14 protein-coding genes and 1 other annotated feature are annotated in these 10277 nt (G+C 53.1%); of the genes, 10 read left to right on the forward strand and 4 right to left on the reverse strand.

What is annotated here, in order from left to right:
• Nucleotides 1-114 precede the first annotated feature (114 nt).
• Nucleotides 115-909, forward strand: coding sequence for a hypothetical protein (locus tag IGQ15_RS03015; RefSeq protein WP_297048536.1), 795 nt, complete (start codon nucleotides 115-117; stop codon nucleotides 907-909).
• 6 nt (nucleotides 910-915) lie between these two features.
• Here the strand turns inward: IGQ15_RS03015 and IGQ15_RS03020 are convergent, their stop codons facing one another.
• Nucleotides 916-1797: an alpha/beta hydrolase gene (locus tag IGQ15_RS03020; protein WP_297048538.1), complete on the reverse strand. Its 882-nt coding sequence runs from the start codon at nucleotides 1795-1797 to the stop codon at nucleotides 916-918.
• A gap of 95 nt (nucleotides 1798-1892) precedes the next feature.
• On the opposite strand from IGQ15_RS03020, the gene secE reads away from it, so the two are divergent.
• From secE to rnhA, 7 genes are all read left to right on the forward strand, one after another.
• Nucleotides 1893-2108, forward strand: coding sequence for a preprotein translocase subunit SecE (secE, locus tag IGQ15_RS03025; protein WP_149817217.1), 216 nt, complete (start codon nucleotides 1893-1895; stop codon nucleotides 2106-2108).
• 30 nt (nucleotides 2109-2138) lie between these two features.
• The gene (nusG, locus tag IGQ15_RS03030; protein WP_297048540.1) at nucleotides 2139-2822 is read left to right on the forward strand and encodes a transcription termination/antitermination protein NusG; all 684 of its coding nucleotides are present in this window, start codon (nucleotides 2139-2141) and stop codon (nucleotides 2820-2822) included.
• Nucleotides 2823-2836: 14 nt separating this feature from the next.
• Nucleotides 2837-3262: a 50S ribosomal protein L11 gene (gene rplK, locus IGQ15_RS03035; protein ID WP_297048542.1), complete on the forward strand. Its 426-nt coding sequence runs from the start codon at nucleotides 2837-2839 to the stop codon at nucleotides 3260-3262.
• Between the two features lie 83 nt (nucleotides 3263-3345).
• A complete protein-coding gene (gene rplA / locus IGQ15_RS03040) occupies nucleotides 3346-4062 on the forward strand; it encodes a 50S ribosomal protein L1 (RefSeq protein WP_363315770.1) in 717 nt (238 codons plus the stop codon).
• Between the two features lie 27 nt (nucleotides 4063-4089).
• Nucleotides 4090-4222 (forward strand) — a sequence feature (ribosomal protein L10 leader region).
• Between the two features lie 18 nt (nucleotides 4223-4240).
• Nucleotides 4241-4768 (forward strand): 50S ribosomal protein L10, encoded by a 528-nt coding sequence (gene rplJ / locus IGQ15_RS03045; protein WP_297048546.1) that lies wholly within the window; start codon nucleotides 4241-4243, stop codon nucleotides 4766-4768.
• A gap of 67 nt (nucleotides 4769-4835) precedes the next feature.
• A complete protein-coding gene (gene rplL, locus IGQ15_RS03050; RefSeq protein WP_297048548.1) occupies nucleotides 4836-5234 on the forward strand; it encodes a 50S ribosomal protein L7/L12 in 399 nt (132 codons plus the stop codon).
• 79 nt (nucleotides 5235-5313) lie between these two features.
• Nucleotides 5314-5793 (forward strand): ribonuclease HI, encoded by a 480-nt coding sequence (gene rnhA / locus IGQ15_RS03055; protein WP_297048550.1) that lies wholly within the window; start codon nucleotides 5314-5316, stop codon nucleotides 5791-5793.
• Here the strand turns inward: rnhA and IGQ15_RS03060 are convergent.
• Nucleotides 5726-6523 carry a TIGR01548 family HAD-type hydrolase gene (locus IGQ15_RS03060; protein WP_297048552.1) on the reverse strand — a complete coding sequence of 266 codons (798 nt, stop codon included), beginning with the start codon at nucleotides 6521-6523 and terminating at the stop codon, nucleotides 5726-5728. The genes rnhA and IGQ15_RS03060 overlap by 68 nt on opposite strands.
• A gap of 91 nt (nucleotides 6524-6614) precedes the next feature.
• Between IGQ15_RS03060 and IGQ15_RS03065 the strand changes: the two genes are divergently transcribed.
• Both IGQ15_RS03065 and IGQ15_RS03070 read left to right on the forward strand, forming a co-directional pair.
• Nucleotides 6615-6914 carry a 30S ribosomal protein PSRP-3 gene (locus tag IGQ15_RS03065; RefSeq protein ID WP_149817201.1) on the forward strand — a complete coding sequence of 100 codons (300 nt, stop codon included), beginning with the start codon at nucleotides 6615-6617 and terminating at the stop codon, nucleotides 6912-6914.
• Nucleotides 6915-7113: 199 nt separating this feature from the next.
• Nucleotides 7114-8190 carry an isocitrate/isopropylmalate dehydrogenase family protein gene (locus IGQ15_RS03070; protein WP_297048555.1) on the forward strand — a complete coding sequence of 359 codons (1077 nt, stop codon included), beginning with the start codon at nucleotides 7114-7116 and terminating at the stop codon, nucleotides 8188-8190.
• Here IGQ15_RS03070 and IGQ15_RS03075 read toward each other — a convergent pair.
• Complete coding sequence (locus IGQ15_RS03075; protein ID WP_297048557.1) at nucleotides 8187-9551, reverse strand: TrkH family potassium uptake protein; 1365 nt, start codon at nucleotides 9549-9551, stop codon at nucleotides 8187-8189. The two genes, IGQ15_RS03070 and IGQ15_RS03075, sit on opposite strands and share 4 nt — an antisense overlap.
• 237 nt (nucleotides 9552-9788) lie before the next feature.
• Nucleotides 9789-9914 carry a hypothetical protein gene (locus tag IGQ15_RS03080; protein WP_297048559.1) on the reverse strand — a complete coding sequence of 42 codons (126 nt, stop codon included), beginning with the start codon at nucleotides 9912-9914 and terminating at the stop codon, nucleotides 9789-9791.
• Between the last annotated feature and the right edge of the window lie 363 nt (nucleotides 9915-10277).

Genomic DNA, 10277 nt, shown 5'->3' on the forward strand with positions numbered 1-10277 from the left:
TTCCTGCGATCGGCCTAGGCCAATTGCTATCCTAGAAACTATGAGGAGCTGTCGTCATTCGTTTAACCCAACTGTCAATAAAATAAGCAAACTTTGTTTCAGAGGAGTGACCTCATGGTAACCCGATGTGCGGCGTGGCGCGGCTTTTTGATCTCCTCAGTCTGTGGGATACTGACAGCCCTTGCGATCGCCCCAGTGACACTTGCCCAATCCCAGCGTTCCCCTGCCCCCGATCAACCCCTAGAAACCGTTGTGGTGGATCCCCTCCAAAGTCCCTTCCCGCTCCCTTGGAAATGGATTGACGACGGCCACGCCGCTGCCCTAAAAGCCAAGAAATCCCTCCGTTTCACCCAGCAGACGCCCCAATACGTCTCTCCCGATGGCCGCTATGTGGCACAGGCCACCCTCTACTTTACGGCTGATCCCGAGGCGCAACGGCAACAACTGGTGAGCATTCTTGAAATTCGCGATCGCCAGAGCGGCAGCCAGCAGCGGATTGAAAGCCTTAGGGAAATGCCGCGGGAATTTTTGGCAGAGGTGCGCCAAGGCCAAGGTCTGATTGCGGTGCTAGTCCCGGTTGGCTGGTCAGAAACGGGCAATCATCTCTTGGTGCGCCAGGTTGGCGGCTTGTTTGCCACCGATTTAATTAGCGATGCCGCGTGGATTTGGCAGGCGGGGGTGGGTCACGTGGCCACGGTTTATCCCACGGCTGATGAATACGACTTTGCCACCCTCTTGGGCTGGAGCACGACGCATCCGCAACGGGTGCTCTTTCAGACCCAAACGATGGGGAATCCCAAAGCCACGATCTGGGCAGTGGATACTCAAGGCAGCACCCAATTGGCCCAGGGCGATCGCCCCCGTGTCTATGGCACAACCCTACCCGCCACTGCCAATGCCCAGCGTTAGGTCGCCTCAAGAGGAGGCCAGCAACTGGCCAAGATAGTGATCAATCAAGCCAATCATGACCGCAGGGCACTCCAACTGCGGCGTGAGTCCCGCCTCTGGAATCACATCAAAAGCACGAATCGCGTCGGGGTTTAACTGGGCCAAGCGTTGCCCTACGGCCACAGGGGGGAGTTTTGCCTGCTCTCCCCAAAGGATATAGGTCGGCACCGTCAAATGGGGCAAAAAGCGACTGAGGTCGCAGCAGAGATCACCCCGAACAAAGGCCAACGCGGCAAACTCTGCCCCTGCCGACTGCGCCACTGCAGTATAGGTGGCAACCATTTCCGGACTGATGCGGCTAGGTCGGGCAAACTGTTGATTGGCCATAAAGGACTGCACACTTAGGGAATTGGCCACACCGAGGCGATAAAAGGCGATATTCACATAGGGCTGGCGGGCAATCTGGGCAAGGGGGGTCTGGCGATAATCTTGACCAAAATCACTCAACCCCGTTGGGCAGGTGAGAATCAGGCCACGGAAGCGTTGGGGATAGGCGATCGCCCCTTGGATGGCAAAGGCTGCCGTCAGTGAAGACGTGATCACCACCGCTGGTTCTGCCGTCAATTGACCAAGGCACTCTAGCAAATGATCCACATAAGCCGCCACCGTATAGGGCTGATCGCGATGCTCAGAGGCCCCCCAACCGGGCAAATCCAAAGCAAAAAGGGCATACTCGGCTGCAAAGGCCGGATAAACCGCCGACCACTCATAGCGGCTCGAGCCACCACCAAAGCCATGCCAAAAAAATAGAGGCGGCTGGGTATGATTCACATTACTCAGATCATTCGTGACGTAGGCCACCTCACCCATGGCCGTCGTGAGGGTGCGCGATCGCAAGCAATCCAACATCGGGATTTCCTAAAAAGAAGAAACCTGCTATGATAATAAATCGCGCTGAATTAAACGGGTAGCAACGGGCTGCCCCCGCCCCAAGGAGTGCCGCCGTGACCAAGAGTACCGAAGGCGAAAAGCCCACTAGTGGCTTTAATCTAACCGAGTTTTTCCGCGAAACCAAGGAAGAACTCAGCAAAGTGGTGTGGCCCGATCGCCAGCGTCTGATTGGCGAATCTGCGGCAGTCATTCTTATCGTTTCCCTTTCGGCTGCAGTCATCTACCTAGTGGATGAGCTCTTTCGTTGGCTGGCCACACTGATTTTCTAGACAGCCAAAGATTTCTACGAGTACGCGCCTATGGTGAGTGAATTTACTGATCATTCTGATCTGAGCGATCCTCTTGACGACACCGTTGAAGTGGCCGAAGGGGATCAAGCTGGTAAGGTCAAGCGGTTTTGGTATGCCGTGCAAGTGGCCTCTGGCTGCGAAAAAAAAGTGAAAAGCACCATCGAGCAGCGGCTCCATACGCTGGATGTGGCCGATCGCATCTTTCGCATTGAAATCCCCCAAACCCCTGTTATCAAAATCAAAAAAGATGGCTCGCGGCAAACCATTGAGGAAAAAGTTTTTCCCGGTTATGTTCTTGTCCAAGTGCGGGCACAGCAGTCCCCCGAAACGGGTGAATGGCAAATTGATGATGAAGCTTGGCAGGTGATTAAAAACACCCCTAATGTGATTAACTTTGTTGGTGCCGAGCAACGCCGCAGTACAGGCCGGGGACGCGGTCACGTCAAGCCCATGCCCCTGAGTCCAGCCGAAGTAGATCGCATCTTCCGCAAAGTCCAAGAACAAGAACCGGTTCACCGCATTGATCTCAACAGTGGTGATAAGATCAAAGTTCTCAATGGTCCCTTTAAGGACTTTGAGGGAGAGGTGATTGAAGTCAGTGCTGAGCGTAGCAAACTGAAAGCATTACTCTCGATTTTTGGCCGCGAAACACCGGTCGAACTCGAAGTGACTCAAGTGGAAAAAGTAGATTAGGACGCTAACTCACTATGGCGAAAAAGGTCGTCGCAGTTATTAAACTTGCCCTTCAAGCGGGTAAAGCCAACCCTGCTCCCCCCATTGGTCCGGCCCTTGGTCAGCACGGTGTGAACATCATGATGTTCTGCAAAGAGTACAATGCTCGCACCGCCGATCAAGTGGGGATGGTGATTCCCGTTGAAATTTCGGTCTATGAAGATCGCAGTTTCACCTTTGTTCTGAAAACCCCGCCCGCTTCCGTGCTGATTCAAAAAGCTGCGGGCATTGAAAAAGGCTCCGGTGAACCCAACAAGAAAAAAGTGGGCAGCATTACCCGTGCCCAACTGCGGGAAATTGCTGAGAAGAAAATGCCGGATCTCAATGCCAACGATATTGAAGCGGCCATGCGGATTATCGAAGGCACCGCGCGCAATATGGGTGTCACCATTACTGACTAAAGCTTTCTCAGTGTGTTCCTGTTGAGTCCTTTGTTGTGTTGGGGGAGAAACTTCGTTTCGTTAGTACCCCGTGGAGGTAAATTCTGATGCGTAAACTCTCGCGACGACTGCGCGAACTCTATGCCAAGGTGGAGGATCGTCCCCACGCTCCCCTCGAGGCCTTGCAACTGCTCAAGGAAACGGCCACAGCCAAATTTCCTGAATCGGCAGAGGCTCACATCCGCTTGGGCATTGATCCCAAATATACAGACCAACAATTGCGTGCCACCGTGGCGCTTCCCAAAGGCACCGGTCAAACCATTCGCGTGGCTGTCATTGCCCGGGGTGAAAAGGTGACCGAAGCCAGTGCCGCCGGTGCCGATGTCGTGGGTTCAGAGGAGCTCATTGACGAAATTCAAAAGGGGCGGATGGACTTTGATTTGCTCATTGCCACCCCTGATATGATGCCCCAAGTGGCCAAAGTGGGTCGGATTCTGGGTCCCCGAGGGCTAATGCCGTCGCCCAAAGCTGGTACAGTGACCTTTGACTTGCCCCAAGCAATTCAGGAGTTTAAAGCGGGGAAAGTGGAATTCCGTGCCGATCGCACCGGGATTGTCCATGTGCTCTTTGGCAAAGCTAGCTTCAGCGCCGAAGACTTGCTCGTCAACCTCAAGGCACTGCAAGAGAGTATTGACCGCAACCGCCCGAGTGGTGCCAAGGGTCGCTACTGGCGCAGTGTCTATGTGGCCGCCACCATGGGGCCGAGCATTCAAGTGGATATCAATGCCCTGCGGGAGCTAAAACTGGCCGAAGCCGCCTAAGGAGGACTTGCCTATTGCCCAATACTGGACAACTCGAGACTGGAACCGAAGACCGCAGGGGTCTGGCTCAGACATAATCTTCCTGCCGAGGTTTGCGAAGTCCATCCGTTGGGATTGGGCGATCGCCCCGGCACCACTGCTGGGGTTTTTCTTTCACTGACTACAGGAGGTGATACGCGTGGGACGCACGCTAGCAAACAAAAAAGAAATTGTGGCGGAGCTAAAGGAACGCTTAAGCGAGTCACAAATGGCACTGGTGATTGACTACCAAGGTCTCACCGATGCTGAGATGAAGGATTTGCGGCAACGCTTGCGCAAGTGCAATGCCAGTTGCAAGGTCACTAAAAATACGCTGATGGAATTGGCGGTCAAAGAAAGTGACACTTGGCAGCCCATAACCCAATTCCTCAAGGGACCTTCAGCGTTCCTCTTGGTCAAGGATGACATTGGCGGCACAATCAAGGCCTACCAAGAATTCCAAAAGGCCACGAAAAAAACCACCCTCCGCGGTGGGGTCATGGAGGGACGTGCCCTTGATGAAGCGCAAGTGAAGGCCATTGGTGATCTGCCCTCAAAGGAACAACTCATGGCGCAGATTGCTGGTGCCCTCAATGCCGTCACAGCGAAGATTGCCATTGGCATCAAGGAGGTTCCCGCTTCCTTGGCGCGGGCAACACAGGCGATCGCCGACAAAGGTGCGGCATAGATCGGTCCTGTTCTCGGTTTCCCTTGGGAAGCCACCTTTTCCAACTTTGAAACGATAGGAGTTTACAATGTCTGCTGCAACCGATGAAATTCTCGAAAAGTTGAAATCCTTGACCCTGCTGGAAGCTGCTGAGCTGGTCAAGCAAATTGAAGAGGTCTTTGGCGTGAGTGCCGCTGCCCCTGTCGGTGGCATGATGGTCGCCGCTCCCGTGGGCGGTGGTGCTGCTGCTCCCGCAGAAGAAGTCGAAGAGAAAACCGCCTTCGATGTGATTCTCGAAGAAGTCCCCGCCGACAAGAAGATTGCAGTGCTCAAAGTGGTGCGCTCTTTGACCGGCTTGGGTCTCAAGGAAGCCAAGGAAGTGGTGGAATCCACGCCCAAACCCGTGAAAGAAGGTGCCACCAAAGAAGACGCCGAAGCCGCCAAGAAAGAACTCGAGGAAGCGGGCGCCAAAGTCAGCATCAAGTAGTCTTTGGATTCATTTGTTTGGAGGGTGGTCTTCTGGCCACCCTTTGTTTTTTTGCAGCATTTGGAGAGTATAGAGACCCATGACCGATATTCGTGCGATCTATACCGATGGTGCCTGCGAAGGGAATCCGGGGCCAGGAGGCTGGGGTGTGGTCATTTACTTTGCCGATGGTTCTGTGCACGAACTGGGAGGACATCACCCCACAACCACAAATAATCGCATGGAATTGCAGGCGGCCATTGAAGCCCTCAAGGCATGGCGCCAACTGGCTCCGGGGCGGGCGATCGCCCTTTACACCGACAGTGAATATGTCCTCAAGGGAATTACGGAGTGGATCCACAACTGGAAACGGCGGGACTGGAAAACAGCCGCCAAAAAGCCCGTTCTCAACCAAGACCTGTGGCAGCAGTTAGATGCCCTCAACGATCCCTTAGTCCAGTGGCACCATGTGCGCGGCCATAGTGGCGATGTCGGCAATGAACGCTGCGATCTTATTGCCCGCAGTTTGAGTCGCGGTCAGCCAATTGCCCTAAGAACGCTGCCACCACCGCTGGACTAATGTCGCGAGTGTGTTCAAAGACTGCACTGGCTCCCGCTGAGCGCAAGCGATCGCCATAGCGTTGCCGATCTTCGGGCTTGACATGGGGAGGAATCACCCCTAAGGCAATCCACGGCGTTGTTGCTTGTTCTTTACGGGCATTGACAACGGTCTGCATATCCGCCACCGTATCCCCCACATAAAAGGCAGGAATGGTTTCCTGAGCCGTGGCCTGACGGTAGGCCATGCGGAGTCCTGTGGGGTCGGGTTTGCCGGGCGCATCTTCCATGGCGATCAAAAGGGGCTGATCGAGACCCAAGCGGTGTTTCAGGACATATTCTGCCGAGTCCCGCGTCGCACCACTAACAAACCCCCAGTGGATCTGTGCTTGATCGAGGGCCTGAAAGTAGGCAACATCCACCAGCAGTGGCTCATCTTGAATATAGCCTGACCAATTTTCGCCGCTATAACGCTCCTCAAAAAAGATCACGAGGCGTTCGTAGTCCAAGGGCACTTGGGAGCGGCGTTTCCCTTGGCGTTCAAAGTAGCGATAAATGAGTTCACGCGACCCTTCCCAGTCGTTATTCCAGCAGCCTTCCGCCTTGAGGTCGTCAATTTCCTTTTGACTAGGACGATAGGCACCCCCCGTAAAATGCTCGACGGTATCCGCTAGGGCACGGCGATAGGAACGACTGACATCGCGAATTACCCCATCAATATCAAAAAAGACACAGGCGCAGGGGGGACTCAAGTGTAGCTCTCCAGAAACTTGTATGCAGTTGGCCTGATTGGTTATTATAAAGGATGGCCTTTTGTGAAAAACGAGTTTTAGGAGGTTAGAATTGTCCCGCTTTACCCTGAGAGTGCTTTGGTTAGAAAAAGACGTAGCGATTGCTGTCGACCAAATTGTTGGCAAAGGGACAAGCCCCCTCACCTCCTACTTCTTTTGGCCGCGCACCGATGCTTGGGAACTCCTGAAGGCGGAGTTAGAGAAGAAATCTTGGATTACGGAAGCCGAGCGGATTGAACTCCTCAACCGTGCCACTGAAATCATCAACTACTGGCAAGAGGAAGGCAAAAATCGTCCCGTCAGCGAGGCACAAAAGCGCTTTAGCGATGTTAGTTTTGTAGGCACAGCCTAGGGTGTTCTGAATCCCGAGGTCAATCACTACCAGTTGAGGAGAAACATGATGGGAATTGTTTTGTACTTTGTCATTGTTGCGGGCGCGATCGCCTTGGCGACGATTTTGTTTCACACGCTACGTACGGTGAAGCTCATTTAGCTGCATCATCCCCTCCTAATACCTTTGTCTTTCACTTCTGTATACGGAGAGAGAACTCGTGTCCCACGCTGTTACCTTAATTCGCGGCGACGGTATTGGTCCTGAGGTTGCCGCTGCCACTCGCACTGCCATTGATGCCACGGGCGTCAAAATTGACTGGGTAGTGGTGGATGCTGGCGTGGACATGATGGAACGCTACGGTACCCCCTTGCCCGAACACGTTCTCGATGCCATCAAAAGCACGAAAACTGCCATCAAAGGCCCAATTACCACACCCGTGGGTACCGGCTTTCGTTCTGTGAATGTCGAGATTCGCAAGCGGCTCAATCTCTATGCGAACCTACGGCCTGCTAAATCCATTGTTGGGGTGAAGAGCTATTTTCAAAACATTGACCTCGTCATTGTTCGTGAGAATACCGAAGACCTCTACGCGGGGATTGAGTTTGAATACACCAGTCCCGAAGCGGCCAAAGCTCGTGCCTTTTTGAGTGATCTATCGGGTAAGCCGATTCGCGACGATGCAGCCATTGGTGTCAAGCCGATTTCTGTCCTAGGGAGCGATCGCATCATTGAGTTTGCCTTCAAATATGCCAAGGCCAACGATCGCAAGAAAGTGACAGCTGTTCACAAGGCCAACATCATGAAATTTACCGATGGTCTCTTCCTTGAACGTGCCCGCGCAATTGCTACCCATTACCCCGACATTGCCTTTGAAGATCGGATCGTCGATAACATGTGCATGCAGTTGATGCAGAAGCCCGAACTCTACGATGTGATGGTGATGCCAAACCTCTACGGCGATATCCTTTCAGACCTTTGTGCAGGGATGATTGGCGGCCTTGGGGTGGCTCCCGGCGCCAATATTGGCGATGAATATGCCGTTTTTGAGGCGATTCATGGTTCAGCACCCAAATATGCCGGCCAAAATAAAGCCAATCCTACGGCATTGATTCTCTCCGGGGTGTTGATGTTACAACATCTTGGCGAAATGGAAGCGGCACGGCGTCTGCAAGCGGCTGTTGAAAAAGTCATTGGCGAGGGGCGCTTTGTCACCTACGATTTGGCTGCACCGGGCAAAGAACCCGTGGGTACCCAAGAGATGGCTGCCGCCATTGCTGAGTACGCTGCGCCCTAACCCACTAGCAGGTTTTCCTCAGGATATTGCACACTAGAAGGCTGGGGGTCACCAATAATTGCCGCCATCAGCAGCAGGATCCCCACCCGTCCGGCATACATCGTTACAATCAAGACCACCTTAGAAAAGACGGTTAGCCCACTGGTAATGCCAGTGGAAAGACCAACAGTGCCAAAGGCGGAAACGGTTTCAAAGAGAATATTGATGAAATTCTCTTCGGGGTCAGCGATCGCAATCAGAGTGGTTGAAACCAGCACCGTAAACATTGAGCCAAAGGCTACGGCGACGGCTTTCATGATGAGCGAGGGGGGCACTTGGCGGCGGTAGAGCAGCACCACCTCTTTCCCTTGCAGAGCTGACTTGGTAATCCCTGCCAAAATCCGCAACGTGGTTGTTTTAATGCCCCCTGCGGTGCCACCAGGGCTGCCACCAATAAACATCAGGGCAATCATAATAAATAGCCCACCATTATTGAATTCACCAATGTCGACGGTATTAAAGCCTGCCGTCCGCGCTGTAACCGACTGAAACCACGCCAAGAGGAGCTTCTGATCAAAGGAAAAAAGACCAAATCGCTCTGGCGATCGCATCTCCGTCACGAACAGCATTGCCGTTCCCAAGATGAGGAGAATCGCCGTCGTACTCGTCACAATTTTGAAATTGAGACTAAACGTCATCTGGCTAGCCTTGCGAATGAAATAGGCAGGTTTACCCCAGTGGCGCAGATGCTCCCGCAGCCAAAGATAAAATTCAAAGATCACCTCATAACCAATACCACCAAAAATAATCAGTAGCGAAATCACCAAATTCAAGGGCACCGAGGTTTGATACCCCATCAAGCTATCGCTAAATAAACTAAACCCGGCATTATTCCAAGCACTAATACTGTGAAACACCGCGAGCCACAGTGCCTGGGGATCACTAAAGTCTTGGCGAAAAATCAGCCACAGCAAAAAGGCACCCGTCAATTCAAAGAGAAAAGTCAAGCCCAAAATCGAGCGCACCAATTGCCGTGCCCCCTGTATGCCCCGCCGATCCAAGGCTTGCTGTACCGCTATTTTTTGCCGCAGGTTAAACTTGCGTCCCAGCAAAATAATCAAAAATGTGGTGGCCGTCATGTACCCCAGACCGCCTACTTGGATCAGCAGTAAAATCACCAGTTGACCAAAGGGGGAAAAATGGGTAGCTGTATCAACAATGATGTGACCCGTCACACACACCGCCGACGTGGCTGTAAATAGGGCGATGACAAAGGGATTCCAATGCCCATTACTAGTGGACCAAGGCAGGCACAGGAGCAGCGTCCCCACCGTAATCACCGCCAAAAATCCAAGGCAAATTGTCCGTGGAACCGTCAACATCAATGCATACGTATCCAAAAGGCCTGAGGCTAATCTACCGCAGGATTATGTGACATTCTCCTTCACTAACCTAAAGGTACAGTGAAGGCTTCCAACATTGCTATCGGACTTTCGGGCAACCCCTAGTCTTCCACAGGCAGACACCGTGAGTCCCACGGCGTGAAGGCGCGTTTCAGGATCACCCTCGCTGAGTTTTCGTCTCGAGAAAGATTTAGCCTGCAGGTGCAGCGATGCTCCCTATCGGCCAGCGTCTTGGGAACAGTTGCGCTCTTGGGATGTGGGGTTGACCTTCACCATCCAGACGCCGCATTTCACTGCCACTGCTGCCAAAAGGGTGAGGAACTGACCCAAGGCCGCATCCAAGATCGATTTCGCCAGCTTGCTCCTAGCCAGCCCTGGGATGTTTAGGTCTTCCACCCCGATTAAGTCGTATCTTCGCTCCTTGTAGTGAAAATCTTTTCTTTGCCTCTTGATGCGCAAATGCAGTCTGGTCGAGTCTTTGTCCCAAGCAATAGTTCCACTGTTGCCGTAGTAGCTCTAGCCATTTGGGCTTCTTGGTCGTTGTTGGGTTGGATGCTGTACCCGTAGGTGAGAATCATGCGGTCGATTATAGTTTGAATCTCAAGGACAGAACCGCAATTCCCCGTACCACTAAGCAGTACCCTTGCGAAGTTTATAGGAGTGATGTGGGCAGGCTAAAACCCCTCCGCTTCAGCGAGGGGATAC

The sequence above is a fragment of the Thermosynechococcus sp. M98_K2018_005 genome (genome assembly GCF_015295825.1).
GTDB lineage: Bacteria > Cyanobacteriota > Cyanobacteriia > Thermosynechococcales > Thermosynechococcaceae > Thermosynechococcus.